27 protein-coding genes are annotated in these 25,664 nt (G+C 75.7%); 15 read left to right on the top strand and 12 right to left on the bottom strand.

Annotated features, from left to right (window positions below; translation table 11 throughout):
* Window positions 1-47: 47 nt before the first annotated feature.
* From ACYVG5_RS16700 to ACYVG5_RS16685, 4 genes are read right to left on the bottom strand one after another with little or no spacing between them, the layout of a single operon-like run.
* Window positions 48-524, bottom strand: coding sequence for a hypothetical protein (locus tag ACYVG5_RS16700; protein WP_222046176.1), 477 nt, complete (start codon window positions 522-524; stop codon window positions 48-50).
* On the bottom strand, window positions 521-1,759 hold the full coding sequence (locus ACYVG5_RS16695) for a molybdopterin-dependent oxidoreductase (protein ID WP_222046174.1): 1,239 nt from the start codon (window positions 1,757-1,759) through the stop codon (window positions 521-523). Before ACYVG5_RS16695 ends, ACYVG5_RS16700 begins: the two co-directional genes overlap by 4 nt.
* Window positions 1,756-2,421: a TIGR04282 family arsenosugar biosynthesis glycosyltransferase gene (locus ACYVG5_RS16690; protein WP_222046172.1), complete on the bottom strand. Its 666-nt coding sequence runs from the start codon at window positions 2,419-2,421 to the stop codon at window positions 1,756-1,758. The genes ACYVG5_RS16695 and ACYVG5_RS16690 overlap by 4 nt, the downstream gene beginning before the upstream one ends.
* Window positions 2,418-3,071: a glycosyltransferase family 2 protein gene (locus ACYVG5_RS16685; RefSeq protein WP_460683366.1), complete on the bottom strand. Its 654-nt coding sequence runs from the start codon at window positions 3,069-3,071 to the stop codon at window positions 2,418-2,420. The genes ACYVG5_RS16690 and ACYVG5_RS16685 overlap by 4 nt, the downstream gene beginning before the upstream one ends.
* Window positions 3,072-3,176: 105 nt before the next feature.
* Between ACYVG5_RS16685 and ACYVG5_RS16680 the strand changes: the two genes are divergently transcribed.
* The 3 genes from ACYVG5_RS16680 to ACYVG5_RS16670 all read left to right on the top strand — a co-directional run bounded on the left by ACYVG5_RS16680 (window position 3,177) and on the right by ACYVG5_RS16670 (window position 6,240).
* The gene (locus ACYVG5_RS16680; RefSeq protein ID WP_222046168.1) at window positions 3,177-4,526 is read left to right on the top strand and encodes a hypothetical protein; all 1,350 of its coding nucleotides are present in this window, start codon (window positions 3,177-3,179) and stop codon (window positions 4,524-4,526) included.
* Window positions 4,527-4,786: 260 nt separating this feature from the next.
* Window positions 4,787-5,692: a DMT family transporter gene (locus ACYVG5_RS16675; protein ID WP_222046166.1), complete on the top strand. Its 906-nt coding sequence runs from the start codon at window positions 4,787-4,789 to the stop codon at window positions 5,690-5,692.
* A gap of 155 nt (window positions 5,693-5,847) precedes the next feature.
* Complete coding sequence (locus ACYVG5_RS16670; protein ID WP_246629644.1) at window positions 5,848-6,240, top strand: EAL domain-containing protein; 393 nt, start codon at window positions 5,848-5,850, stop codon at window positions 6,238-6,240.
* Between the two features lie 7 nt (window positions 6,241-6,247).
* Here ACYVG5_RS16670 and ACYVG5_RS16665 read toward each other — a convergent pair whose 3' ends face one another.
* On the bottom strand, window positions 6,248-7,753 hold the full coding sequence (locus ACYVG5_RS16665; RefSeq protein ID WP_222046162.1) for a glycosyltransferase family 39 protein: 1,506 nt from the start codon (window positions 7,751-7,753) through the stop codon (window positions 6,248-6,250).
* Window positions 7,754-7,808: 55 nt separating this feature from the next.
* Entirely contained in the window at window positions 7,809-8,867 is a 1,059-nt protein-coding gene (locus ACYVG5_RS16660) for an NAD-dependent epimerase/dehydratase family protein (protein ID WP_222046160.1), read from the bottom strand.
* A 26-nt stretch (window positions 8,868-8,893) separates the two neighbouring features.
* Between ACYVG5_RS16660 and ACYVG5_RS16655 the strand changes: the two genes are divergently transcribed.
* The 7 genes from ACYVG5_RS16655 (at window position 8,894) to ACYVG5_RS16625 (ending at window position 15,179) form a co-directional block, all read left to right on the top strand.
* Window positions 8,894-9,481, top strand: a complete 588-nt coding sequence (locus ACYVG5_RS16655; protein WP_460683365.1) for a DNA-3-methyladenine glycosylase I — start codon at window positions 8,894-8,896, stop codon at window positions 9,479-9,481.
* 126 nt (window positions 9,482-9,607) lie between these two features.
* Window positions 9,608-9,775 carry a DUF3117 domain-containing protein gene (locus tag ACYVG5_RS16650; protein WP_081807929.1) on the top strand — a complete coding sequence of 56 codons (168 nt, stop codon included), beginning with the start codon at window positions 9,608-9,610 and terminating at the stop codon, window positions 9,773-9,775.
* Window positions 9,776-9,924: 149 nt separating this feature from the next.
* Complete coding sequence (locus ACYVG5_RS16645) at window positions 9,925-11,436, top strand: leucyl aminopeptidase family protein (RefSeq protein ID WP_222046159.1); 1,512 nt, start codon at window positions 9,925-9,927, stop codon at window positions 11,434-11,436.
* 7 nt (window positions 11,437-11,443) lie between these two features.
* A complete protein-coding gene (locus ACYVG5_RS16640) occupies window positions 11,444-11,662 on the top strand; it encodes an antitoxin (RefSeq protein ID WP_460683364.1) in 219 nt (72 codons plus the stop codon).
* 73 nt (window positions 11,663-11,735) lie between these two features.
* A complete protein-coding gene (locus ACYVG5_RS16635; protein ID WP_222046157.1) occupies window positions 11,736-13,211 on the top strand; it encodes a hypothetical protein in 1,476 nt (491 codons plus the stop codon).
* A 229-nt stretch (window positions 13,212-13,440) separates the two neighbouring features.
* Window positions 13,441-14,358: an ABC transporter ATP-binding protein gene (locus ACYVG5_RS16630; RefSeq protein ID WP_222046155.1), complete on the top strand. Its 918-nt coding sequence runs from the start codon at window positions 13,441-13,443 to the stop codon at window positions 14,356-14,358.
* Window positions 14,355-15,179 carry an ABC transporter permease subunit gene (locus ACYVG5_RS16625; RefSeq protein ID WP_222046153.1) on the top strand — a complete coding sequence of 275 codons (825 nt, stop codon included), beginning with the start codon at window positions 14,355-14,357 and terminating at the stop codon, window positions 15,177-15,179. Before ACYVG5_RS16630 ends, ACYVG5_RS16625 begins: the two co-directional genes overlap by 4 nt.
* A gap of 185 nt (window positions 15,180-15,364) precedes the next feature.
* On the opposite strand, the gene ACYVG5_RS16620 is transcribed toward ACYVG5_RS16625, so the two are convergent.
* From ACYVG5_RS16620 to ACYVG5_RS16605, 4 genes are all read right to left on the bottom strand, one after another.
* Window positions 15,365-16,861 carry a phytoene desaturase family protein gene (locus tag ACYVG5_RS16620; RefSeq protein ID WP_222046151.1) on the bottom strand — a complete coding sequence of 499 codons (1,497 nt, stop codon included), beginning with the start codon at window positions 16,859-16,861 and terminating at the stop codon, window positions 15,365-15,367.
* Between the two features lie 31 nt (window positions 16,862-16,892).
* The gene (locus tag ACYVG5_RS16615; protein WP_246629643.1) at window positions 16,893-18,431 is read right to left on the bottom strand and encodes a DUF2252 family protein; all 1,539 of its coding nucleotides are present in this window, start codon (window positions 18,429-18,431) and stop codon (window positions 16,893-16,895) included.
* Between the two features lie 92 nt (window positions 18,432-18,523).
* Complete coding sequence (locus ACYVG5_RS16610) at window positions 18,524-19,579, bottom strand: ABC transporter permease subunit (protein WP_222046149.1); 1,056 nt, start codon at window positions 19,577-19,579, stop codon at window positions 18,524-18,526.
* Complete coding sequence (locus tag ACYVG5_RS16605; RefSeq protein WP_222046147.1) at window positions 19,576-20,490, bottom strand: ABC transporter ATP-binding protein; 915 nt, start codon at window positions 20,488-20,490, stop codon at window positions 19,576-19,578. The genes ACYVG5_RS16610 and ACYVG5_RS16605 overlap by 4 nt, the downstream gene beginning before the upstream one ends.
* A gap of 36 nt (window positions 20,491-20,526) precedes the next feature.
* Here ACYVG5_RS16605 and ACYVG5_RS16600 point away from each other — a divergent pair, with 36 nt between their 5' ends.
* On the top strand, window positions 20,527-21,735 hold the full coding sequence (locus ACYVG5_RS16600; RefSeq protein WP_460683363.1) for an App1 family protein: 1,209 nt from the start codon (window positions 20,527-20,529) through the stop codon (window positions 21,733-21,735).
* Here ACYVG5_RS16600 and ACYVG5_RS16595 read toward each other — a convergent pair.
* Both ACYVG5_RS16595 and ACYVG5_RS16590 read right to left on the bottom strand, forming a co-directional pair.
* Window positions 21,684-22,763 carry an MsnO8 family LLM class oxidoreductase gene (locus ACYVG5_RS16595; protein ID WP_460683362.1) on the bottom strand — a complete coding sequence of 360 codons (1,080 nt, stop codon included), beginning with the start codon at window positions 22,761-22,763 and terminating at the stop codon, window positions 21,684-21,686. The two genes, ACYVG5_RS16600 and ACYVG5_RS16595, sit on opposite strands and share 52 nt — an antisense overlap.
* The gene (locus tag ACYVG5_RS16590) at window positions 22,736-23,866 is read right to left on the bottom strand and encodes a spore photoproduct lyase family protein (RefSeq protein ID WP_460683361.1); all 1,131 of its coding nucleotides are present in this window, start codon (window positions 23,864-23,866) and stop codon (window positions 22,736-22,738) included. Before ACYVG5_RS16590 ends, ACYVG5_RS16595 begins: the two co-directional genes overlap by 28 nt.
* A gap of 97 nt (window positions 23,867-23,963) precedes the next feature.
* On the opposite strand from ACYVG5_RS16590, the gene ACYVG5_RS16585 reads away from it, so the two are divergent.
* The 4 genes from ACYVG5_RS16585 to ACYVG5_RS16570 are packed head-to-tail and all read left to right on the top strand — an operon-like array spanning window position 23,964 to window position 25,563.
* Window positions 23,964-24,383: a DUF350 domain-containing protein gene (locus ACYVG5_RS16585; protein WP_222046145.1), complete on the top strand. Its 420-nt coding sequence runs from the start codon at window positions 23,964-23,966 to the stop codon at window positions 24,381-24,383.
* Between the two features lie 28 nt (window positions 24,384-24,411).
* Window positions 24,412-24,711, top strand: a complete 300-nt coding sequence (locus ACYVG5_RS16580; RefSeq protein WP_222046143.1) for an SH3-like domain-containing protein — start codon at window positions 24,412-24,414, stop codon at window positions 24,709-24,711.
* Window positions 24,695-24,982, top strand: a complete 288-nt coding sequence (locus ACYVG5_RS16575; protein ID WP_222046141.1) for an SH3-like domain-containing protein — start codon at window positions 24,695-24,697, stop codon at window positions 24,980-24,982. The genes ACYVG5_RS16580 and ACYVG5_RS16575 overlap by 17 nt, the downstream gene beginning before the upstream one ends.
* Entirely contained in the window at window positions 24,979-25,563 is a 585-nt protein-coding gene (locus ACYVG5_RS16570) for a nitrile hydratase subunit alpha (protein ID WP_222046139.1), read from the top strand. Before ACYVG5_RS16575 ends, ACYVG5_RS16570 begins: the two co-directional genes overlap by 4 nt.
* Window positions 25,564-25,664 lie beyond the last annotated feature (101 nt).

The following is a 25,664-nucleotide window of genomic DNA, read 5'->3' as shown; positions in this document are numbered from 1 at the left end:
CCACTCGCGGCGGGCCCCGGCAGGTCGGCCGGCAGTCCGGATGGGGGTCAGGGGGCGGTGCGGGCGCGGCGGACGGCGACCACCGACCAGGCCGCGGCCACCACCCAGACGGCGAGGACCACCAGCAGCAGGTTGCGGCCGTACTCGCGGGGCAGGAACGACGGGTTCGCCGGGCTGTTGCCGGGGGTGAGCAGGAACGGCAGCGTCACCAGCGTGAGCACCCCGCTGACCGCCGCGGCCACCACCACGGGGGCCCGGGCCGGGCCCGGCAGGAACCGGGCGGCCAGCCAGCCGAGCCCGATCCACAGCGGGGCGATCACCAGGTCGTGCAGCAGCGCGCTGCCGAGGAACCAGGTCGCCCAGGAGGAGAGCGGGATCCGGCTGCCGGCGGTGAGCAGGCCGTACCCGCCGTAGAGCACCGCGGCCAGGCCGGGCAGCAGGAACAGCCACCGCCACCACGGCCGGAGCCCCGAGGTGACCGGCCGGGCCGGGTCGCCGGCGTACGGGTCGGCGGACGGGCTCATGCCGGCGCCACCCGCGTGACCCACTTGGTCTGCATGACCCCGGGCCGGTTCGGGGCGATCAGCCGCACCGGGTAGCCGTGGTCGAGGTGCAGCGGCTCGCCCTCCAGCTGCAGGGCCAGCAGGGTGCGCGGGCTGCGGGCATGCGGCGGGGCCACCGTCGAGGCCCGGTACAGCCCGCCGGGCTGCAGTGACTCGACGGTCACGGCGGTGCCCCGCGGCAGCCCCGCCGCGGCCAGCAGGTCGGCCAGCCGTACCCCGGTCCACGTTCCCCCGGCGCTCCAGCCCTCCACGCAGGTGATCGGCAGCTGCTCGGTGTGCTGCGGGAAGGCCCGCAGGTCGGCCAGGGTGAGATCGAGCCGGTCGGGGCCCTCCACGGTCAGCCGGTAGGCCGGGTCGAGGGCGGTCCCGGTGACCCCGGCCCGTTCGGCGGTCTGCCGCACGGGCAGGTCCTGCGGCCCCACGCCCGGGTGGCGCGGAGCGAGCACCGAGACGTCGGCCAGCGGCGAGAAGGTCTGCCCGACCATGGTGACGGTGACCGCGCCGGCACCCAGCCCGGCGGCCACGACGAAGGCCCGGCGGGACACCGGCTGCTGCTCGGCAGCACCGTCCACCGCGGTCCGCTCGTCGGCCTGCTCCGGGGTCAGCCCGGCCACCGCGCCGGGTGATCCCCGGCGGGCCAGCCCGCGGCGGATCTCCGGCGCCTTGGCGCCCACGTGCACCGCGACGGCGCCGATGGCGATCCAGCCGGTCCAGAAGTGCGCGTCGGGGAAGAAGAACCCCCACGGGTACCACTGCGCGGTATTGAGCAGGCCGGTGACCAGCTGCATGGCGCAGGCGCCGACCAGCACCAGGATCGACAGCCGGCCGACCACCCGCGACGGCGACCCGGCCGGCGGCCACTCGAACAGCTTCGGGTAGACGGTCCACAGCTTGACGAGCAGCAACGGGATCGCGGTCAGGCCGGTCGTGACGTGCAGGCCCTGGGTGACCCCGTACAGCCAGACCGGCGACGCCGGCCAGACGAACCAGCCCGGGGCGTGCTGGATCAGGTGGCTGAGCAGCCCGGTGAGGAAGCAGACGAGGAAGGCGGCCCCGAGGAATCCGCCCACCCGGGCCGACCGCCGCTCGGAGTGCAGCGGGCTGCGGAAGGCGCCCGGCCGGAACGGCCCGCGGCGGAGGGCGTCGGGTGGCGCCGGCAGCCGGGCGCCCAGCGCCCGGTCCAGGGCGGATGTCATGCCGTTCCCGCCGGCCCCGCGACGACCCCGTCGACCGCCCGGCGGGTGCGGCTGCCCGGCGGGCAGAGCGCGGCGACCGTCACCGCGTCGGCGAAGTGGTCGATGTCGGTCAGCTGGGGCAGGTCGAGCACGGTCAGCCCGGCACCCTCGAGGGCCGCCCGGGTGAGCACGGCGGTGTCCGCCCGGGACATCGGCACGTCGCGGAGGACCGCCGCGCCGTCGGGGGAGTGCACGCCCAGCGCCCACCAGCCGCCGTCCGGGGCGACGCCCAGCACCGCCGTGCCCGGCCCGGCGGCGACCAGCGTGGCCAGTGACGCGGCGAGCAGGTCGGGGAAGACCTGCGGGGTGTCCATGCCGATCAGCAGGGTGGGCAGGTCGCCCTCGGGGCCGGCCATCGCGTCGGTGAAGGCCTGTGCCAACCGGGTGCCGAGGTCGCCGTCGACCTGTCGGACGACGACGCACCCGGACAGGTCCAGCGCGCCCGGCGCGCCGTCGAGGGCGACCACCCGGCGCTGCACCGGCGTGGCCCGCACGACGTCCAGCGTGTCGCCGATGGCCGCGGCGGCGATCTCCGCGGCCTGCCCGGGCGTGCACGGCGGGCTGAGCCGGGTCTTGCTCCGGCCGGGCACGGGCGCCTTGGTGATCACCAGCAGCGCGGTCACCGGGACAGCACCTCGCGCATGTCGCGGATGGTGCGGACCGTTCCGAGCACCGTGCCGGTGACCTTGGACGTCGTCCCCTCCGCCCGGGGTGCGTAGCCGACGTCGACCTCGGTGATCCGCCAGCCGGCGTCGGCCGCCCTGGTGACCATCTCCAGCGGGTAGCCGAAGCGCCGGTCGGTGATGCCGAGGTCCAGCAGGGCCTGCCGCCGTCCGGCGCGCATCGGGCCCAGGTCGTGCAACGCCAGCCCGGTGCGCCGGCGCAGCAGCACGCCCAGCGCGGTGTTGGCCACCCGGGCGTGCACCGGCCAGGCACCCCGCTGGGTGGGCCGGCGGCGGCCGAGCACCAGGTCGGCGTTCCCGGCGAGCACCGGTTCGGCGACCCGCGGCAGCTGCGCGGGGTCCATCGACCCGTCGGCGTCGCAGAAGCAGACGACGTCGGCGGTCGCCGCCACCAGCCCCGCGTGCGCGGCGGCGCCGAAGCCGCGCTGCGGCACGTGCACGACCGTCGCGCCGTGCTCGGCGGCGATCTGCGCGGAGCCGTCGGTGGACCCGTTGTCCGCGACGATGGCGCGGTAGCCGGCGGGCAGCCGGGGGAGCAGCCAGGGCAGGGCCCCCGCCTCGTCGAGACAGGGGAAGACGACATCCGGCACGCGCGGACCGTACCCAGCGGACCTGGTCATCGCCCGGTGTCCGCACCGCCGGCCCGGGCCGGGTGTACCAGCGCCGCCCGGCGGGCCGACCTACGCTCCGACACCGTGACCCCCATCCCGGCCGAGACACCGGCGGCCGGGGTGGGCCGGCGCGGCTGGATCGCGGTGCTCGCCGTGGCCGCCGTCGTGCTCGCCGTCGCGGAGGTCGGCCGCCGGCTCACCCAGGACGGCACGGTGCTGCACCTGGCCGGCGGGTACGTGCTGCGCGGCAGGTTCGACGTCGTCCTCACCCCGCGGGTGCTGCTGCCGGTCGCGGTCGGCCTGGCCGGGGTGCTCTGGGGCCCGGCGCTGGCCGCCCGGCTGCGGTGGGGGGTGCTGTTGCCGGGGTCCGCCGTCGCGGCCGCCGGCTGGGCGGTGGCCCTGGCGCTGTCCTCCGGGTGGTCCCGGCTGCCCGAGCCGCTCTCCGTCCGGTACGAGTACCCCTACGACGTGCCCCGGGTCGGTGACCTCGGCACGTTCCTGGCCACCTTCGTGGACTCCGTGCCGGCCGACGCGGCCGATCCCTGGACGACGCACGTGGCCGGTCACCCGCCGGGCGCCCTGCTGGCCTTCGTGCTGCTGGACCGGCTGGGCCTGGGCGGCCTGGGCTGGGCCGCGGCGTTGTGCATCGCCGGGGGCGCGCTCGCGGTGCCCGCCGTCCTGGTGGCCGTGCGGGCGGTGGGGGGAGAGCAGCCGGCCCGGCGCGCGGCGCCCTTCCTGGTGTTCGCCCCGGTCGCGCTGTGGGTCGCCACCAGCGCGGACGCGTTCTTCGCCGGCGTGGCGGCCTGGGGCGTCGCGCTGCTGGCGACGGCCGCCGCACGCGCCCCGGGGCCGGCGTCGGACCTGCGTGCCGTCGCCGGCGGACTGCTGCTGGGCGCCGCGCTGTTCCTGTCCTTCGGCCTCACCGCCCTCGGGCTGGTCGCCCTCGCCGTGGTGGGGGTGCACCGGGAACGGCTCGGCCGCGGCGGCGTCATCCGGGTGCTCGCCGTCGGGGCGGCCGGAGTGCTGGCCGTCGTCGTCCTGTTCGCGGTCGGCGGCTACTGGTGGGTGGAGGGCTTCGCCGCGGCCGGGGACCGGGTGCGCTCGGGCCCGTCCTACGCCAACCGGCCGCTGGCCTTCTTCCTGGTCGCCAACCTCGCCGCGGCGGCCCTCGCCCTCGGCCCGGCGGCGGTGGCCGGGCTGGCCTCGCTGCGGCGGCAGCCGCCGGCGCTGCTGCCGCTGGCCGCGCTCGCCGGGATCGCGGTCAGCGACCTCACCGGCCTGGTGCGTGGGGAGACCGAGCGGATCTGGCTGCCCTTCTACGTGTGGGTCCTGGTGGCCACGGCGTTCCTGCCCGCGCGGGGACGGCGCGGGTGGCTGGCGGCGTCGGCCGCCCTCGCGGTCGGTATCGAGGTCGGCGTCCGCACCGAGTGGTGACCTCACGGGCTCCGGGCCCTGGGGTTTCGCTGCCGGAAGCCCCGGGCGGGGATGTCGGTGGGCTCGGCCATGATGGCCCGGTGACGACGAGGTCCGGGGTGCCCACGTGAGCGAGCTCGCGAGCTCACGCATGGGCACAGCAGCTCCGCGAACGCGGCTGACGAGCGCCGGCGAGGAGGACTCGTGAGCGAGCTCGCGAGCTCACGCATGGGCACAGCAGCTCCGCGAACGCGGCTGACGAGCGCCGGCGAGGAGGATTCGTGAGCCGGCGGGGGTGGCTGCTGTTCGCCGCCATGTCGCTGATCTGGGGCCTTCCGTACCTGCTGATCAAGGTCGCCGTCGAGGAGCTCTCCCCGGTGGTCGTGGTCTTCCTGCGCTGTCTCGTCGGCGCCCTCCTGCTGCTGCCCTGGGCGCTCGCCCGGGGGCGGTTCCGGCGGGCGCTGCGGCACTGGCGGGCGCTGCTGCTGTTCACCGTGCTGGAGATGACCGGGCCCTGGTTCCTGCTGTCCTGGGCCGAGCAGTCGCTGTCGTCCTCGCTCACCGGGCTGCTCGTCGCCGGCGTGCCGTTCGTCGCCGCGCTGGCGGCCCGGCTGGCCGGGGAGGAGGAGCGGCTCTCCCCGGTGCGAATCGGCGGCATGCTGCTGGGCGTCGTCGGCATCGCGGTTCTGCTGGGCCTCGACGTGGCCGGTGCGCAGCTGGCCGCCATCGGTGCGATCGCGCTGGTCATCCTGGGGTACGCCACCGCGCCGCTGGTGGTCAGCCGGTCGCTGCCCGACGTCTCGGGGGTGACCGCGAGCGCCTTCGCGCTGGTGGTCACCGCGCTGGTCTACGCGCCCTTCGCGGTGCCCCAGCTGGGCCGGGCGGCCGACGCCTCGGTCGACGCGCTGGTCTCGCTGCTCGTGCTCGGGGTGGTCTGCACCGCGCTGGCGCTCGCACTGTTCTTCGCCCTGATCCGCGAGGCCGGCCCGCAGCGGGCGCTGGTGTTCACCTTCGTCAACCCGGCCGTCGCCGTGCTGCTCGGCGTCCTGCTCCTCGACGAGCCGTTCACCCTTGGCCTGGCCGTCGGGCTGCCGCTGATCCTGGTCGGCTGCATGCTGGCCACCCGGCGCAACCCGGTGCGCACCGCACCGTCCGAGCTCAGCGACGTCGACAGCGCCGTCCCCTGACCCGTCCTGGCGAGCGCAGCCGGGGAATGCCCGACCCGTGCCGGTGCCGTCCGTGGCGGGCAGCACGGGCCCGTCTCCCCCTCCGGTGGGAGACGGGTCAATCCGCAGGTCCCGGGAACCGATCACCTGTCCATGGACCTGAGGCCGCCGGACGGATGGAGGACCGCGAGCGCGCCGCCGGCGTGCTCACCCGGCTGCGGGCCATGGGCGTGGGCATCGCCATCGACGACTACGGGACCGGCTACTCCAGCCTGGCGTACCTGGCCGAGCTGCCGGTCACCGAGCTCAAGCTGGACCGGGCCTTCGTCGGCTCGCTGACCGAGAGTCCCCGCAACGCCGCCATCGTCACCTCGACGCTGCAGCTCGCCCACGCGCTGGGGCTGGTGCTGGTCGCCGAGGGGGTGGAGGACCAGGCGACGCTCGACGCGCTCGCCGTCCTCGGCTGCGACCTGGTGCAGGGCTATCACCTCACCCGCCCGCTGCCGGCCACGGAGCTGGAGCGCTGGCTCGACGCCCGGGCGCCGGCAGCGCCGGCGCGGTCCGCCTGAGCGGGCCTCAGGCCAGCCGGCGCAGCTCCGGCCAGATCTCCGGCCAGCCGGCCCGCCGGTCGCGCAGCACCCAGACCGGCCGGCCCTGCTCGTCGTTGTCCAGCCCCACGCCGTTGTCGATCCGCGCCACCTGCTCGACCCGGCCGAACCACCGGCGCAGCTCCACCTCGGCGATGCCGACGGAGATGAGGGTGGTGGCCTCCTCCGGCGGCGGGCCCCACGTCCAGTAGGAGTTGTGCCGGCTGTACGCCGGGGCCAGCTCGGGCAGGTACCGGTCGACGGCGCCGGCCTCGCCGTAGTTCCCGGTCAGGACGGCGACCCGCTCGCCGTCGGGCAGCCCCGCGCGCACCCGGGCCAGGACGGCCGCGAACGCCGGCCAGCCGACCGTCTCCCCGGCGTCGTAGTTGACGTCGGGGACCGGGGTGCCGGCCAGCCGGGCCACCGGGACGACCGGCAGGAAGAGCACCGCCGCGATCCCGAGGCTGAGTACCGGCGCGGCGGCCAGCAGGCCACCGCGCAGCCGGGCCGCGCCCCGCCGCGCCCACGCCATCGCGGGCTCGGCGCCGGCCGCCAGCAGCAGCGGGTAGAGCCCGGCCAGGTAGTAGGGCTTGCCTCCGGTGGCCACGAACGCGGCGGCGAGCAGCGGGTAGGCGACGGCGAAGGCCCGCCAGGTCGCCAGCGCCGGGTCGCGCAGCAGCCGCAGCCAGCCGGCCACCCACACCGGCAGCAGCACCGGGCTGACCAGCACGAGCTGGTAGGGCAGGAAGAGGTACCAGGGCTCGCTGGTGCCCGAGCTGCCGGCCGCGATGGCCCGGGACAGCTCCAGCTGGGGCAGCCCGTTGGCCAGCTGCCAGATGACGTGCGGAGCCCACAGTGCCGCGCCCAGCAGCGCGCCCAGCCACGGCCACGGCGACCGCAGCGCCGGCCGGGGGCCGACGGCGAGCACCCCGACCGCGACCGCGGCGAGCAGGAACGCCGGCAGCGTCTTGTTCAGCAGCGCCAGCCCGGCGACCGCGCCGACCGCCAGCCACACCCGGCCGCCGTCGCGCAGCGCCCGGACCAGCAGCCAGCTCAGCGCCGTCCAGCCGAGCAGGTCCGGCGTCGACGTCGACAGCAGGTGGCCGACGGCGAGCAGCACGGCGGCGCCGGCCGTCGATGCGGCGGCCAGCAGCTGGCCGGCCCGGCCGCTGCCGAACTCCCGGGCCAGCAGCCCGGCCAGCAGCACGACCAGCCCGGCGGCCAGCGCCGAGGGCAGCCGGAGGCCGACCAGCGACCCGGGCGCGACGGTGTCCATCACCCGGGCCAGGAAGGGGGTCAGCGGCGGCTGGTCGACGAACCCCCAGGCCAGCTCCCGGCCCGCCCGCAGGAAGTACAGCTCGTCCCGGTGGTACCCGTAGCGGCCGGCGGTGGCCAGCAGCAGCGCGACGAGCGCACCGGCCACCGCGAGCAGCCCCCGCCAGGCGACGTCCGGACGGCGGACGACGGTGGCCGGAGAGGGCGCGATGCCGAGCACGCCGGGAACCTAGCGGCAGGATCGGGCAGAGATGGCCATTCCTGCCGTCGAGGGGTCAGGGGGCGGGGCGCAGCGGAGCGGTGGCGAACTGGCGCATGCCGTCGGCGAAGGTCACCCGGGCCGCGTAGCCGAGCTCGTCCTGCGCCCGCGCCGGAGCGGCCACCACGTGCCGGACGTCGCCGATCCGGTACTCCCCGGTGACCACCGGCGCGGGCCCACCGAACGCCTCGGCCAGCGCGGCCGCCATGTCCCCGACGGTGTGCGGCACCCCGGAGGCGACGTTGTAGGCCCGCAGCGCCCCGTCGGGCGGCTCGGCCTCCAGCGCCCGCAGGTTGGCCTGCGCGACGTCGGTGACGTGCACGAAGTCCCGCTGCTGGCCGCCGTCCTCGAACACCCGCGGAGCCCGGCCGCTCTCCAGGGCACTGCGGAAGATCGAGGCCACCCCGGCGTAGGGCGTGTCACGCGGCATGTGCGGGCCGTAGACGTTGTGGTATCTCAGCGCGACCGCGCCGCCACCGGTCGACCGTGCCCAGGATGCGGCCAGGTGCTCCTGGGCGAGCTTGGTGGCGGCATAGGTGTTACGCGGGTCGGGCGGGGTGTCCTCGCCGACCGCGCCCCAGCTGAGCTGCCGGCCGCAGACCGGGCAGGGCGGCTCGAAGCGGCCGTCGTCGAGGTCGGCGCGGCGGCGCGGCGCGGCGGGAACGACGCCGTGCTCGGCGCACTCGTAACGGCTCTCGCCGTAGACGACCATCGAGCTGGCCAGCACCAGCCGGCCGACGTCCGCGCGGGCCATCGCGGCCAGCAGCACCGCCGTCCCGAGGTCGTTGATGCCGGCGTAGTCGGGCATGTCCTGGACATCCACCCCCAGGCCGACCATCGCCGCCTGGTGGCAGACCGCCTCCACCCCGTCCAGCGCCCGGTCGACGGCGTCCCGGTCGCGGACGTCGCCCACCAGCAGATCCACGCCGGTCAGGTTCGGGACCCCGCCGGGGTACGCCGGGTGGACGGCGGGCAGCAGCGCGTCGAGCACGCGCACCTCGTGCCCGGCGGTGGCGCAGGCAGCGACGACGTGCGAGCCGATGAAGCCCGCCCCTCCGGTGATCAGCACGCGCACGAGGAAGGACGCTAGCCTCGTCGGCCGTGGCCGACCCGGTGGACGACGGAGCAGGGCACGTCGAGCGGTGCGCGTGGGCGAACAGCGCACCCGAGTACGTCCGCTACCACGACGAGGAGTGGGGGAGACCGCTCACCGGCGACGACGCCCTGTTCGAGCGGGTCTGCCTGGAGGCGTTCCAGTCCGGGCTGTCCTGGATCACCATCCTGCGCAAGCGGCCGGCCTTCCGCGCCGCGTTCGCCGGTTTCGAGATCGACGCGGTCGCCGCATTCACGCCACCCGACGTCGAGCGGCTGATGGCCGACGCCGCCATCGTCCGCAACCGGGCCAAGATCCGCGCGGCGATCGGCAACGCGCGCGCCGCGCAGCAGCTGCCCGAGGGCCTGTCGGACCTGCTGTGGTCGTTCGCGCCGGCGGCGCGGCCGCCGCGTCCGCGGACCCTGGCCGAGGTGCCGGCGACCACTCCGGAGTCGGTCGCGATGGCCAGGGAGCTCAAGCGGCGGGGCTTCGCGTTCGTGGGTCCGACCACCGCCTATGCCCTCATGCAGGCCACCGGCATGGTCGACGACCACGTGGCCGGCTGCTTCCGCGCGAGTTCTGCTGAGCACCTCTAACGGGTTCGGCGGGGGGTCAGGTTGGTCGAACGCTGCGCGATACGGGATCATTGGTGCGAGCTCTGCACGAACAGTCGCCACACCACGGGCCAGCAGGCGCGTGGGTGGCCGGTGAAGGAGGCACGCATGGCGGCCATGAAGCCGCGCACGGGTGAAGGTCCCCTCGAGGTCACCAAGGAGGGCCGCGGCCTGGTCATGCGCGTCCCCCTGGAAGGTGGCGGGCGGCTGGTCGTCGAGCTGTCCCCCGACGAGGCGACCGCCCTCTCCGAAGCCCTGAAGGGCGCGACCAGCTGAACACCGCGGCGAGCCTGCCTCCGGGCAGCCCCGCGCACGACGACACGGCCCCGGCCGCCGGCAACCCGCCGGCGACCGGGGCCGCGCCGTCTCCGCGGGTCGAGGTCAGCGCCGCGCTGCCGCCGCTGGCCGAGGACGACGTCCTCGCCGTGCCGGTCGGCGCCTCGGGCGCCCTGCCCGCCTGGCTGACCGACCCGGCGCCGGGCACCCGGCCAGCGGTGAACGCCGGGTTCCTCGCCGGTGCGCTCACCGACACCGGCAACGGCGGCAAGCCCGGCGGCCTCACCGACGTGCCGGTCGCCGGCCGTCGGCCGCGCAGCGTCGTCGCGGTCGGCGTGGGTGACGCCACCCTGCCCGAGCTGCGCTCCTACGCCGCCGTCGCCGTCCGCCGGGCACAGACGCTCGCCGAGCACGGCGCCCGCCGCCTGGTGCTGCCGCTCGACACCGCGGCCGCCCCGGCCGGCGCCGACGAGGTGCGGGCCGCCGTCGAGACCGCGCTGCTCGCCGGCTACCGCTTCCGCCACACCTCCACCGCCCACCCGCCGCGGCTGACCGGGGTCACGGTCGTCGCGGTCGACGCCGACGACCCGGCCGTGGCCGCCGCCGCCGAGGCCGGCCGGGTCACCGCCGGATCGGTCGCCTGGGCCCGCGACCTGGTCAACACCCCGAGCAGCACCAAGAACCCGGCCTGGCTGGCCGACCAGGCCGTCGACCGGCTCGGCGGTCTCCCGCACGTCACGGTCACCGTGCTGGGCGCCGACGAGCTGCGCGCCGGCGGCTTCGGCGGCGTGCTGGCCGTCGGTGCGGCATCGGCGTCCCCGCCGCGGGTCGTCGTCGCCACCTACCGGCCGCCGGCCGCCGGTTCCGCGCACCCGGTCCTCGTCGGCAAGGGCATCACCTTCGACACCGGTGGCCTGTCGATCAAGACCAACGCCGGTATGCGCAAGATGAAGACCGACATGGCCGGCGGCGCCGCCGTGCTGGCCGCGGTCGACGCCGCCGCGCGGCTGGGGCTGCCCGGCGCCGTGACCGCCGTGGTCGCCGCCGCGGAGAACGCCGTCTCCGGGGCCGGCTACCGGCCCGCCGACATCGTGCGGCACGTCGGCGGCCGGACGACGGAGGTGCGCAACACCGACGCCGAGGGCCGGCTGGTGCTCGCCGACGCACTGGCACACGCGCGCCTGCGGCTGGGCGCCACCGTGCTGGTCGACGTCGCCACCCTCACCGGCGCGATGCGGACCGCGCTGGGGGCGCGGACCGCGGGGCTCTACGCCACCGCCGACGGGCTGGCCGACGCGCTGCTGACCGCCGGGGCGCACACCGGTGAGCGGTTCTGGCGGATGCCGCTGACCGAGGAGCACGTCGGGCACCTGCGCCCGTTGCTGGACTCCCCGGTGGCCGACGCCAACAACGCCCCGGGCAACCCCGGCGCCACGACCGCCGCGCTGTTCCTCCAGCCGTTCGCCGGCGACCTGCCGTGGGCGCACCTGGACGTCGCCGGTCCCGCCCGGGCCGGCAGCGACGACGCCGAGGTCGTCAAGGGCGGCACGGGCTTCGCCGCCCGCACCCTGCTGCGCTGGCTGGAAGCCGGGGCGCCGGTGGAGCGGCCCGGCGACGTCGATCTCGACCGAGGGTGTCCCGTCGGCCTGTCGTGGGCATGAGAGCCAGGTGAGCCGCGCCGCCCGGCGCGACACGACCCGAGGGGGACACACCGTGGGGATGGCGGACAAGGCCAAGGACGCCCTGAACAGCGACAAGGGTGAGCAGGTCAGCGACAAGGGCCTGGACAAGGGCGAGCAGCTGGCCGACAAGAAGACCGGCGGCACGCACGACGCGCAGGTCGACAAGGGCCGCGGTCTGGCCGACGGCAAGCTCGGCAACCAGTAGCCGACCGCGCCGGCGGCTGGGGTCGGCCGACCTCAGCCGCCGTCGGGCGGCCGCATCGGGCAGGATCCACCCGATGGCTGACTCCTACGACGACCACACCAGTGGGGTCGTGTTCCCGGCCGGCCCCGACGGCCGGCGGAGCACCGCCGCGCTGGGCCGGGCGGTGGTGGCCGACGCGCTGCGTCCGGCCGACCGGCCCGGGGCCCGCGCCGCGGAGCAGGAGACCAACTGGCGGGCGGGCTACCTCGGCCACGTCCGCCGCACCGTCGAGGCCGGGCTGGCATCCCGGGAGGCGGCGTTGTCGATCGCCGGTGCCGGACTGCAGTCGCTGTCCGACCGCATGCGGGTGGCCGGCCCCGACGGCGAGCAGGAGCTCGCTGTGCTGCGCAGCGCGCCGGCGGGGCGGTCGCTGGCCACCGAGGCGATTCCCGGCACCGCGGCCCCGGAGGAGGAGTTCTCCCTGCCCTACCGGGGGCAGCGGCTGCGTGGGGACGACCTGTTCCGCCGGCTGGACGCCTGGGTCGACGGCGGCGTCGTGGAGCCCTCCTGCGCCGAGGCGGTGCGCACGGTGGCGGCCCACCCCGAGTGGCTGTCGCTGCCCGGCAGCACGGTGACCGTGCTGGGCGCCGGCGCGGAAATGGGGCCGCTGCCCGCGCTGCTGCGCTGGGGGGCCACGGTCGCCGCGGTCGACCTGCCCCGGCCGGAGCTGTGGTCGCGGGTGCTGGACACCGCCCGGCGCGGCGCGGGCACGCTGCTGATCCCCGTCGGCGACGGCGGCCGGGACCTGACCGCGCGCGCCGGAGCCGACCTGATCGGCGAGGTGCCGGCGGTCGCCGACTGGGTGGCCGGGCTGCCCGGCGCCCCCGTGCTGGGCAACTACGTCTACGCCGACGGTGCCACCAACGTCCGGGTGTCGGTGGCCGTCGATGCGCTCACCGAGCGGGTGGCCGGGTGGCGCCCCGAGACCACGCTGGCCTTCCTGGCCACCCCCACCGACGTGTTCGCCGTTCCCGCCGAGGCGGTGCAGGCATCGGTGACCGGCTACGCGCAGCGCTCCCGGTCCGCCAAGCTGCTGGCCCGGCCGCTGCGCACGCTGTCGGCCGGCCGGCTGCTCCGGCGCGCCTACCTGCCCGGCGCCGACCCCGGGATCGCCGACAGCCTGGTGCCGCAGCAGGGCCCCAACTACGCGCTGGCCAAACGGCTGCAGCGGTGGCGGGCCTCGGTCGCCCGGGCGGAGGGGCGCACGGTGTCGATGAACGTCGCTCCGCCGACCCGGACGCGCTCGGTGGTCAAGAACCGGGCGCTCGCCGCTGCCTACGCCGGCGCGCACCGGTTCGGGGTGGAGGTGTTCGAACCCGCGACGTCCAACGTGCTGATGGCCGCGTTGCTGGTGCACGATCTGCACACCGGGGGCGGTCCGGCGCACGAGCACCCCTGGCAGGACGAGGCGTACGCCGCCGCCCACGGTGGCCTCTGGCGTACGCCCTACGCCCCGCGCAGCGTGCTGGGGCTGGCCGCGGCCCTCGGCCTCGGTGCGGCCCGCGGCTGAGCTCCCTGGGGCCAGGCCGCCTGGTCCCCGGGCTCCTACCTCACGGCGCGCCACGAGGTAGGAGGCGCCACGGTGCGGGAGGACGCCGGTTTCGGCTACCCGGCTCAGGGTCGAGGTCAGGGTCGCGTCAGGGACGGGTTCAGGGCTCTCCCCGATGCGGCGGGAGGCCGGTGGCGGCGAGGCTTCCTGCCATGACTCCCCACCCCACCTCCTGCCCCGGGGCGACCACGTGATCGTCGCGCAGCAGCTCACCAAGACCTATGCCGGCCGGACCGCGGTCGATGGGATCAGCTTCACCGTCGAGCCCGGCCGGGTCACCGGCTTCCTCGGCCCCAACGGGGCCGGCAAGTCCACCACCATGCGGATGATCCTGGGCCTGGACCGGCCCACCGCCGGCAGCGTGACCGTCAACGGCCACCGCTACGGCGACTTCCCGGCACCCCTGCGCGAGGTCGGCGCGCTGCTCGAGGCCCGGGCCGTCCACCCCGGCCGGTCGGCGCGCGACCACCTCCGCTGGATGGCCGCCAGCAATGGCATCCCGAGGGCGCGGGTCGACGAGGTGCTCGACCTGGTCGGCCTCACCTCGGTGGCCGACCAGCGGGTCGGCCGCTTCTCCCTCGGCATGGGACAGCGGCTGGGCATCGCCGCGGCGCTGATCGGCGACCCGCCGGTCGTCGTCCTCGACGAGCCGGTCAACGGCCTGGACCCCGAGGGCATCCGCTGGGTGCGCACGCTGGCCCAGGACCTGGCCCGGCAGGGCCGCACGGTGTTCGTCTCCAGCCACCTGATGTCGGAGATGGCGCTGACCGCCGAGCACCTCGTCGTCATCGGCCGCGGCAAGGTGCTGGCCGACTGCTCGACGGCGGACTTCATCGGCCGGCACGCCGCCTCCTTCGTGCGGGTGCGCAGCCCGCACCGCGGCCAGGTCGCCGACCTGCTGCGGGGGCACGGCCTGGAGGTCACCGCCGCCGGCGAGGAGCTGCACGTGCAGGGCCTGGACGCCGCCGGCATCGGCGACCTGGTCGGCGCCCGCGGCCTGGTGCTGCACGAGCTGACCCTGGTGCGGTCCTCCCTGGAGGACGCCTTCATGACCCTGACCGCCGACAGCGTGGAGTTCGCGGCGCACACCGCAGGAGCCTCCCGATGACCGCCGTGACCACCGACCGGGCCACCTCCCGACCCGCGGAGCACCGTGCCGCCACCCCTGGCTTCGGGTCGACGCTGCATGCCGAGTGGGTGAAGTTCTGGACCGTCCGGTCGACGACCTGGTCGTTCGGCGCGATGTTCGTGCTCGGCGCCGGCCTGACCGTGCTGGTCTGCGCCACCAGCGCCGACGGGCTCGCCAGCGGCCGGGAGGGCGAGTCGCCGGGGTCGTTCGTCACCTTCGGGATGATGTTCGCCCAGATCGCCGCCGTGGTGCTCGGCGCCCTGACGGTGACCAGCGAGTACGGCACCGGGATGATCCGGGCCACGCTGGCCGCCACCCCGCGGCGCGGAGCCGTGCTCGCCACCAAGGCGCTGGTGCTCACGGGCACCCTCTTCGTGGCCGGCGTCGTCACCGCCGTGGCCGGCTACCTCGGCGGCAACGCGTTCCTGGCCGCCGCCGGGATCGGCGTCGACCTCGGTGACGAGGGAGTGCTGCGCTCACTGGTCGGTAGCGGGCTGTACATGGCCGGGCTGGGCCTGTTCGCCGCCGCGGCCGGGTTGCTGCTCCGGCACACCGCCGCCGCCCTGTCGCTGGTGCTGGCGCTGGTGTTCGTCGTCGGCAACATGGCCTTCCTGCTGCCGGGCAGCTGGGGCGAGTGGACGGCGAAGCTGCTGCCCGGCAACGCGGGCTCGCCGGTTGCCACCCCGGTTCCGTTCAACCCGCTCCTGCTGGACCCGTGGATCGGCTTCGCGGTGTTCTCCGCCGAGGTGGCGGCGCTGCTGCTGGTCGGATGGCTGGTCTTCCAGCGGCGCGACGCCTGAAGAAGGACCTCCTTCCCCCCACCCCTCGCAAGCTCGGGGCGGGACCCTGAAGGGGGCCATGCACGCCCATCCGTCGCGTTGCACGCCCTGCCCCGCGTGCAACGCGACCTCGGCGCGTGCAAGGCGGCCCCGCTGCAGGGGCCCGGCGCGAGCTTGCGAGTGATGGGGGGGGGCAGCGGGGTCCTTCAGCAGGCCGGCCCCACCAGGCTGGCCACGATCTCGGCCGACAGGGTGACCAGCGGCAGCCCGCCGCCGGGATGCGCCGAGCCGCCGACCAGGAACAGCCCGGGCAGCGCCGCGGCGTTGCCCGGGCGAAGGAACGCCGCCCGGGCGCCGTTGCTGGACGTCCCGTAGATCGAGCCGCCGACGCTGCCGGTCTCCCGGGCCAGGTCCGCCGGGGTGCGCACCACCCGCCACCGGACCCGGTCGCGCACGTCCAGGCCCCGGCGGGCCATCGTGGCGAGCACCCGGTCGGCGTAGGAGTCGGCCAGGCCGGGGGCGTCCCAGTCGACGCCGTCCCCGGGTTCGTGCCGCGGGGCGTTGACCAGCACGAACCACGACTCGCTGGCGGCGTCGGGCCGGGTGGCCGGGTCGTCGGGTGCGCTGACGTAGACGGTGGGGTCCTCGACCGGCCGCTTCGGGCCCTGCACGCCGAAGAGGGCGTCGAACTCGGCGTCGTAATCGGCGGGGAACAGCACCGTGTGGTGGGCCAGGCCCGGGGTGCGGCCGCGCAGCGCCAGCAGCAGCACGAATCCCGAGGACGACGGGGTCACCCGGCGCAGCGCCGCCTGGGCGCGCCGCGCGGGGGCCTGCGCGGGCAGCAGATCCCGGTAGAGCGCGGTGGCGTCGGCGTTGCAGACGACGACGTCGGCCGGCACCCGCTCGCCGTCGGCCAGCCGGACCCCGGCCGCGCGCCCGCCGTCGACCAGCACCTCGGCCACCGGCGTCCCGGTGCGGACGATGACGCGGTGGTCCGCCGCCCGGAGGGCCACCGCCTCGACCAGCCGGCGCAGCCCGCCGCGCACGTACCAGGAGCCGTACGCCTGCTCGGCCCACGGCACGGTGGCCAGCGCGGCCGGCGCGCGCCGGGGGTCGGAGCCGGAGTAGGTGGCGTACCGGTCCAGCAGCGCCCGCAGCCGCGGGTCGGTGAGGTACTGCCCGCCCAGCCCGCGCAGCGACCGCCACGGCGCGATGGTGGCCAGGTCGCCGGTGCGCCGGGCGAGCCGCAGCAGCGTGGCCGGCCCGGCGAGCGGGGAACGGAGGAACGGCTGCTCGGTCACCGCCCACATGGCGGCTGCCCGGTCGAGGAAGGCCGACCACTGGGCGCCGGTGCCCGCCCCGAGGGCCTCGTCCAGCGCGGCGGGAACGGCGTCGAGCCGGCCGGGCATGGCCAGCGGCGTGCCGTCGGCGAACCGGTAGCCGACCGCTGGGTCCAGCCGCTGCAGGTCGAGCACGTCGGACAGGGGTGCGCCGGTGGCGGCGAAGAGCTCCTCGAGCACCTGCGGCAGCGTGACCAGGCTCGGGCCGGTGTCGAAGCCGTGCCCGTCGCGGGCGTACCAGCCGAGCTTCCCGCCGACCTGCGGCGCCTGCTCCAGCACGGTGACGGCGTGGCCGGCGGCGCCCAGCCGGGCAGCGGCTGCCAGGCCACCGAGCCCGGCGCCGATGACGACGACCCGGGCCACGCCGCCACGGTAGCCGGGGCGCCGCCGGCACTCAGCGGAAGACGACGTCGACGGTGCGGAAGGCGCCCAGCTCGTGGTCGGCGACGAAGTACCCGTGGTCCTGCCGTACCCGGTCGGCGGCCTCCCCGGCGAACCGCAGCACATCGTCGACGAACAGCTCCCGTCCGCCGATGGCCTCCAGGATGGCCGGCTCGACGTCGTAGTCGACGTTCCCGGTGTCGTCGGACATGGCGTGGGTGTGCGCCAGCACCCGCCCGCAGATCTCGGCGTAGTCCTTCCACTGGCTCCCCGACAGGGAGCCGAGGCTGATGTCGTCGCGGAACGGGGCCCGTTCCCGCACCAGGAAGCTGTGTCCGTCGATGTCGACGCTGCCGTAGAACACGTCCCCGTTGACCAGGTGCACCCGCTGCGCGTGCCGGATCCGGTCGGCCTGGCCGTCGACCTCGTAGTCCGAGGGCGGCACCAGCCCGGCCAGGGCCGACCGGCGGGCCCGCTTGAACTCCAGGAGCAGGTCGTCGGTCCCGTCGGCGGAGGGGCCGGCGATCAGCACGAAGTACCGGGTCAGCCCCAGCGACGCCGTCCCGGCGCCCTTGCGTTCCGCGACGTCCCTGACCTGCATCCGGCCGGCCCGTTCGGGCACCGGGATCTCGTTCTCGGCGACGAACCGGTCGACGATCTCCTGGAACTCCGACCGCCGGCTGCTGACCGGCACCAGTTCCTCGTCGGCCCGGAAACCGCTGCGCGACTCGTCGAGCAGACCGGCCAGCCAGTCGGCGCGGCTGCGCGCCAGGCTGCTGGCGATGAGATCGGCGATCAGGGGCGGGGCGTTGTCCAGCCGGAGCTGCTCGTCCTGCTCCGTCCCGTCGGCGGCGTAGGACGCGATGCCCGCGATGTACCCCTGCACGAAGCGGCGGGCGATGGCCCGCTGCTTCGTGGCGCCGTACCCGCCCTTCTCCGCGGCGCCGAGGAGGAAGCCGACGGCGCCGCGCTTGAGGTCCCACGTGAAGGGTGCGTAGTACGCGTCGTCGAAGTCGTTGACCCCGAAGGTCGGCACGTTGTCGGCGCTGGGCATCACCCCGAAGTTGCCCGGGTGCACGTCACCGAGAGCCAGGACGGTGGGCATCCGGGCGTCCTCCCCGACGAGGTCCCGGTAGAACAGCAGGTTGGTGCCGCGGAAGAAGTGGAAGACCGACCCCGCCAGCTTGTCGAACTTGGCCCGTGCCTCCAGGTCGTGGCTGGCGATGCGGGTCTCGTGGTCCTCCCGCACGGTCTCGCGCACGTGCAGCCGGCGGTCGTTGCCGCGCAGCATCCGGGGGATGGCCACCATGGAACCCCTGGCCCGCGCCTCGGCCAGCTCCCGGAAGGCGTCCACCCGGGAGCCGACCTGCCGCCCGTCCCCGTGGCGGGAGCCCGCACCTCCGTCCGAACTGCCCGACCCGGTCGACTCCTCCCGCAGCCGGGCGACCAGCTGCCGCTTGGTCATGCCGGCCGCACCGGGGATCTCCTGCTCCCGGGCGTGGCGCAGCAGGGCGGGGCGGGTTGCGGTCTCGAGCGAGGTGACGTTCTCCATCATCCCGCGCTACCCGCGGGCCGCGGCCGGAGCACCACCCGGCGCGAGGCGTCGACCAATCGTCACATTCCCGGCCGGCGGTGCGCGTCGGCTCAGTGCACGTCCCGCCGGGCGAACAGGACGACGCCCAGCCCGGTGATCGCGGCGGTGACCAGGCCCAGGTAGACCCCGGCCTGCACGCTGCCCAGCACGTAGACCGCGGACTCGAGCACCGGCCGGCCCGCGGCGTCGACGGTCTCGACCGGGCGGGAGAGCTCCAGCCCACCGGGGAGCGCGAGCGCCGCGGCGTTGTTCGTGAGCAGCCACGGCTGCCACGCCGGGCGGAGCACGTTCACCGCCGTCTCCAGCACGGCGAAGTACACGAAGCCGATGCCCAGCGCGGCCCCGGTGTTGCGCACCAGATTGGTCAGCCCCAGGCCCAGCAGCCCGGCCAGCAGGGTCAGCAGGACTCCGCGACCGGCGGCCGCGGCGAGCTCGGGCCAGAAGTCGTCCGGCAGCGGGGCGCCGTCGCCGACCAGGGCCTGCAGCAGCCCGGCGGTCGCCGGCCAGGCCAGCTGGGCCAGCACCCCGAGGACGACGCTCGCCGCGGCGGCCACCAGCAGCTTGGCGCCCATCACCCGGGCGCGGCGCGGCTCCCAGAACAGCTGCGCGACGATCGACCGGCTCGACCACTCCGCGCCGACGAAGGTGGCGCCGAGCAGGAAGGCGAGCATCGCCGACAGCACACCCACGGCGATCGCCCCCTCCACCCCGGCCGCCGCCAGCGAGAAGGCCGGCGGGTCGAGGAAGTCCGCGGCCCGGAGGTCCGCGACCGTCTGCGCGGGCCCGCACCAGTCGTCGCCGGAGATCTCGGCCGGCCGGGCCGGGTCGTCCAGGCAGTCCTGCCGGAACCGCTCGCTGAGCGCGACGGACTGCTGCATCGCCGTCCGGGCCTCGGCCAGCCGCTCGGGCGTGGGGGAGGAGAACTGGGTCAGCGCGAGGACGACGGCGCCCAGCCAGCCGAGCACGGCCAGCGCCAGCACCACCCGGATGAAGCTGCGGGCCAGCAGCCGGTGCACCTCGGCGCGCAGCAGCTCGCTGAACCGGCCGGCCGGCCGGGTCGGCGGCTCCGGTGCGGTCGGCGACGCGGTGTCGACGGCGGTGCTCATGCCGGCGGCGCGGTCAGTGCGAGGAAGGTGCTCTCCAGGTCCGCGGACACCGGTGTCAGCTCCTCCAGGTAGTGCCCGTGCTCGGCGAGGAGCCGGGTGACCGCGCCCGGGTCGGCGACGCCGTGCACCAGCAACCCGTCGGGGGCAGGGGTCACCGCGAACCCGGCTGCGGTCAGCACCGCGGTGGCCTCGGCGAGCGCCGGCACCCGGATCCGCACGTCGCCCGTCGAGCGGCCGGCCAGCACTTCGGCGACGGGTCCGGAGGCGATGCACCGGCCCTGCGCCATGATCGAGACGGAGTCGGCGACCTGCTCGATCTCGGCCAGCAGGTGGGAGGAGAGCAGCACCGTCGTCGACCCGTCGGAGCCCAGCCGGCGGATCAGCTCGCGGACGTCGCGGATGCCGGCCGGGTCCAGGCCGTTGCTGGGCTCGTCGAGGAGCAGCAGCCGCGGCGACTTCAGCAGCGCGGCGGCGATGCCCAGCCGCTGCTTCATCCCGAGCGAGTAGCCCCGGAACCGGTCGGTCGCCCGGTTCCGCAGGTCGACGGTCTTCAGCACCTCCTCGACCCGGCTGCGGGGGATCCCCGCGGTCGCGGCGAGCAGCTGGAGGTTCTGCCGGCCGGAGAAGCCGGGGAAGAACAGCGGCGTCTCCACCAGGGCCCCCACGCTCCCGATCACCTGCGGCAGCTCGGCCGGCACCGGACGGTCGAGCAGCCGCACCTCGCCGGCGTCGGGCCGGACCAGCCCCAGCAGCACCCGGATCGTCGTCGTCTTGCCCGAGCCGTTGGGCCCCAGGAAGCCGTGTACACCACCGGTTCCGACGACCAGGTGGAGGTCGTCCAGCGCCCGCCGCGGGGGACGGCCCAGGCGGGTGTAGGTCTTGGTCACCGCGTGCAGTTCCACCGCGGGCACGGGTCCTCCTCGGTCGGGCGGGGACGGGAAACGACGGTGGCACAACGCCAGACCGGGGGACACCACCTGCGCCGCGCGTCGTCGCAGTGGCAGGCTGCCCCGGTGCGCTCGCTGTCCGGACTGGCCCGACGCGGGGACTCCGCGCTGCGGGAGGTGCTGTCCCGGGCGGCCCGCCGCCGCGGCTGGACGCCGGCGGTGCTGGCCTACCCCGGCTACGGCAGCGGCGGGCGGATCCGGGTGCTCGGCCGGGTGCTGCTGGCCCCGCCCGGTGCCTCTCCGCAGGACCGGCGCGCGTTGCCCGGGTGGCAGCGGTTCCTCACCCTGGAGGCGCCGCACGCCGAGGTCACCGTCGAGGTGGCCGGCGTCGTCCGCACGGTCCGCAGCGACGCCGACGGGCTCGTCGACGTCACCCTCGAGGTGCCGGCCGGCCTGCTGGGCGACCGCGGGCAGGTGCCCGCCGTGTTGTCGGCCGGCAGCCGGTCGGCCACCGCGCCGGTCCACCTGTCCTCACCCGGCGCCGCCCGCGGCATCGTCTGCGACATCGACGACACCGTGCTGGTCACCGGCATCGCCACCCCGCTGCGGGCGGCCTGGCGCACGTTCGTCCAGCCGATGGCCACCCGGCGGGCCGTCCCCGGCATGGCCGCACTGCTCCGGCAGCTCACCGCCGGTGCCCCGCACGTGCCGGTCGTGTACCTGAGCAACGGGCCGTGGAACCTGGCCGGCCCGCTGGCCGGCTTCCTCGAGCGGGCCGGCTTCCCGGCCGGCGCCCTGCTGCTCACCGACTGGGGCCCCCGGCCGACCCGCTGGTTCCGGGACGGCCGGGCGCACAAGCGGTCCGCGCTGCACCGGCTCGCCGACGACCTGCCCGGTGTGGGCTGGACGCTGGTGGGCGACACCTCCGAGCACGACCCGGCCCTCTACCGGGCCTTCGTCGCCGCCCGGCCCGACCGGGTGCGGGCGGTGCTGCTGCGCGACGTCCAGTCGCCGATAGGAAGTGAGCATCGCAGCGAGCGCCAGCGAGCGAGGAGCGGAGCGACCGCGGAGGCGACCGGTGTTCCCGCCTCGCCGACAGGAAGTGAGCATCGCAGCGAGCGCCAGCGAGCGAGGAGCGGAGCGACCGCGGAGGCGACCGGTGTTCCCGCTCCGGACGGGGCGGCGCGGGTGGAGCGGGTCGGGGCCGTGCCGGTCGTCTACGCCCCCGACGGCGCGAGCCTGGCCGCAGCGCTCGCCGAGCTGGACTGATCCGGCCGGCGCCCGAACAGCGCGGCCAGCGCCGCGTCGGAGTCGGCCAGCGCCGACCGGTCGAAGGTGCTGCTGGACGTGACCAGCTCCGCCGCGCCGGTCCGTTCCAGCAACTCGGCCAGCCGGGCACCGACCTGCTCGGTGGTGCCGGCGATGCCCGCCGAGGCCGTCTCCTCGACATAGCGCCGCTGGGCGGCCGTCATCGCGCGGGACCGGATGGCGGCCACCGGCTCCAGCGGCGGGAAGACCCCGGTGGTGCGGGCCTGCGCCATCGCCCAGGCCTCGGGCAGCAGCAGCTCCTCGGCCCGGGCCGGCGTGTCGGCGATCAGCACGTCGAGGCTCACCGCCACCTCCGGCTCCGGGGCGGCTGCGGAGGGCCGGTAGGTGTCGCGGTAGGCGGCCAGCGCCGCCAGGCCCGGCGCCGGGTCGTCGGCCACGCCGAGCAGCGGCCCGCCGACGACGACCGGCAGGCCCAGCTCGGCGGCCACGGTCAGGCCGCGGGCGGTGGCCAGCACGTACAGCGGGACGTCGCCGTCCGGCCGGGGGTGGGCGGTGATCGCGGCGGTGCCGGCCAGGTGGTCGCGCAACTCTGCCAGGTCGGCACCGAAGTCGCGGATGCGGTCGGAGCGCAGCGCCCGCCGCACCGGCGCGGTGAAGCCGGGGGAGCGGCCGACCCCCAGGTCGACCCGGTCGGGGGCGAACGCGGTGAGCGTGGCGAACTGCTCGGCGACCACCAGCGGCTGGTGGTGCGGCAGCATCACGCCGGCCGAGCCGATCCGGATCGACGTCGTCCGGGCGGCGACGGCGGCCAGCAGCACCGCCGGGCTCGCTCCGGCCACCCCGGGCACGCCGTGGTGCTCGGCGACCCAGAACCGGTCGTAGCCCAGCCGCTCGGCCTGCCGGGCCCGGTCGGCGGTGGCCCGCAGCGCGGTGGCGTCATCGGAACCCGCGCGGGTGCGCGAGCGGTCGAGCAGGGACAGCCCGGCGCTCAGCACGGTGCTCAGAACGCGTACCGGACGGTCAGCCACGGCGCGTGGGTGCCGATCAGCTCGCGCAGCCGCGCGACCCCGGCCCGCTTGACGCCGGCCCGGTAGCGCACGTTGTCCTGCCCGTTCTGCGAGCGCTTGGGTTCCTGCAGCTCCGGTCGCCAGAGCACCTCCTCGGCGCGCGGGTGCCAGCCGAGGTTCACCTCGTGCAGCCCGGCGTTGTGGGTCAGCAGGATCACCTCGGCGGCGGCCTGCTCCTTGGCCGCGGGGGAGAGGACGTCGTCCAGCTGCCGCAGCAATTCCGCCCAGTCGGCCTCCCAGCCCTCGCGGAGCACCACCGGCGAGAGGTTGAGGTGCACCTCGTACCCGGCGGCGACGAAGTCGTCGACGGCGGCGATCCGCTCGGCCACCCGGCTGGTGCGCACGTCCAGCAGGTGGGCGTCGCGCTCGGGCAGCACCGAGAACCGGACGCGGGTGCGACCGGCCGGCTCGAGGTCGAGCAGCTCGCGGTTGACGTACTTGGTGGCGAACGAGGCCTTCGCGGTCGGCAGGTCGCGGAAGGTGGCCACCAGGTCGGCCACGTTGTCGCTGACCAGCGCGTCGACCGAGCAGTCGCCGTTCTCGCCGATGTCGTAGACCCAGGAGTCGCGGTCGACCTGGTCCGGCTCGGCCTTGCGTCCCTGCCGGGCCACGTGCCGGCGCAGGTACCCGGTGATCTGCTCGATGTTGGTGAACACGGTGATCGGGTTGGCGTAGCCCTTGCGCCGCGGCACGTAGCAGTAGGCGCAGGCCATGGCGCAGCCGTTGGCCGTCGAGGGGGCGATGAAGTCGGCCGAGCGGCCGTTGGGGCGGGCGGCGAGGGACTTCTTCACGCCCAGCACCAGCGTCTCGGACTTCACCCGCACCCACCGGTCGATGTTGCCGGCGTTGCCGTGCAGGTCGGGGACCTGCCAGTGCGAGGGCACCTCGACCACCTCGGCGGCGGGGAAGCGGGCCAGCACCTGCCGGCCGCGGGGCGAGGTGGCGGCGGCCGGCTCGGCGTAGATGCGGGCGACGTCGAAGAGCCGGTTGGCCACCGGTGTCTCGGCCGGCGCCACCCCGTCGACGTCGTCGAAGAGGGTGAGCGGCGTGTCCACAGCGGTCACGCCGGGTGCAGCACCGCGCAGTGGGCCGTCATTCCGGAACCCGCGGTGGCGTGGCCCTAGGCTTCCCGCGTTCCCGTCTGCGACCGGAGGTCTCCCCGTGCTGGCCAACATCGGTTACGCCGTCGCCTACACCGGCGTCGGCCTCCTGCTGCTGGTGGTGGGTGCCCTCGCCCTCGACCTGCTGACCCCCGGCCACCTGGCGCGGCACATCTACGAGGAACGCTCGGTCAACGCCGGCATCGCGCTGGCGGCCGGCTTCCTCGGCCAGGGCGCGATCGCGTTCACGACCATCTGGACGAATGCGACCAGCGGCTTCGGCCGGGCGCTGCTCTACACCGTGGTGTTCGGTCTGCTCGGCGTGCTCCTGCAGGCGGTTGCCTTCCTGATCCTGGACCTGCTCACCCCCGGCAAGCTCGGCGAGATGCTGATGCAGGTGCCCTTCCACCCGGCCAGCCTGGTGACTGCGGCCTCGCAGCTGGCCGTCGCGGCGATCATCGTGGCCTCGATCTGGCCCTGACCCGACCGCGCAGGGCAGGATCGCTGCCATGAGCCGGATCAACGACGTCGGTGGGATGGCCGGGTTCCCGGCGATCGTCGAGGAGGCCGACGAACCACGGTTCCACGCCGACTGGGAAGCGCACGTCTTCGCTCTCAACGGCGCGCTGATCAAGCGGGGCGTCTACAACCTCGACGAGTTCCGCGACGCGCAGGAGCGGCTGCCCGTCGAGCAGTACCTGGCCGCCTCGTACTACGAGCGCTGGTTCGCCGCGATCACGACCCTGCTGGCCGAGAAGGGCGTCGCGTCGGCGGACGACCTGGCGGTGGGCGATGACTCCGCGCACTGACCGGTTCGCCGTCGGCGACCGGGTGCGCACCCGGACCGTGGACGTCGACGGGCACACCCGGCTGCCTCGCTACGCGCGCGGCGCGGTGGGCGTGGTGGTGCAACCGGCCGGAGTGCACCCGCTGGCCGACGACCGGGCCCGCGGGGTGTCCGGCCCGCCGCAGACCGTCTACCACGTGCGGTTCGCCGCTGCCGACCTCTTCGGCGCCGGCGACCACACGGTGACCGTGGAGCTGTGGAACGACTACCTGACACCGGTGGAGGGCCCGTGAGCCACGACAGTTCGCTGATCTCGGCGCAGGTGCGGCACGTCGAGGCGCTGCTGGAGCAGCGCGGCCTGCTGGACGCCGGGGAGATCGACACCCGCATCGACGAGTTCCTCGCCGGCGGCACGCCGGCCAACGGCGCACGGATCGTCGCCCGGGCCTGGGTGGACCCCGGCTTCGCGTCCCGGTTGCTGGCCGACGCCAACGGGGCGATCCGCGAGATCGGGCTCTCGATGGCCGGTGGCCTGCAGGAGCAGCGGCTGAAGGTCGTCGCCAACACCGACGGCGAGCACAACGTCGTCGTGTGCACGCTGTGCTCCTGCTACCCGATCGCGCTACTGGGGCCCTCGCCCGGCTGGTACAAGAGCGAGGCCTACCGCTCCCGGGTGGTCCGCGACCCCCGCGGGGTGCTGCGGGAGTTCGGCGTGGAGCTGCCCGCCGGCACGCAGGTGTCGGTCTGGGACGCCAGCGCGGAGTCGCGCTACCTGGTGCTGCCGCGCCGTCCCGAGGGCACGGAGGGGCTGGCCGAGGACGAGCTCGCCGCCCTGGTCACCCGCAAGGGGCTGATCGGCACCGCCGCGGTCTGACCGCCGACCGCACCGTGAGGACGGTGGTCCGCGGGTGGCTCAGGCGCGGGCGGCCAGCACCGAGCGGTAGACCTCCACCGTCTGCGCGGCGATCGCCGGCC

The organism is Modestobacter lapidis, assembly GCF_054780755.1.
This window is presented reverse-complemented; position numbering and strand designations above follow the sequence as displayed.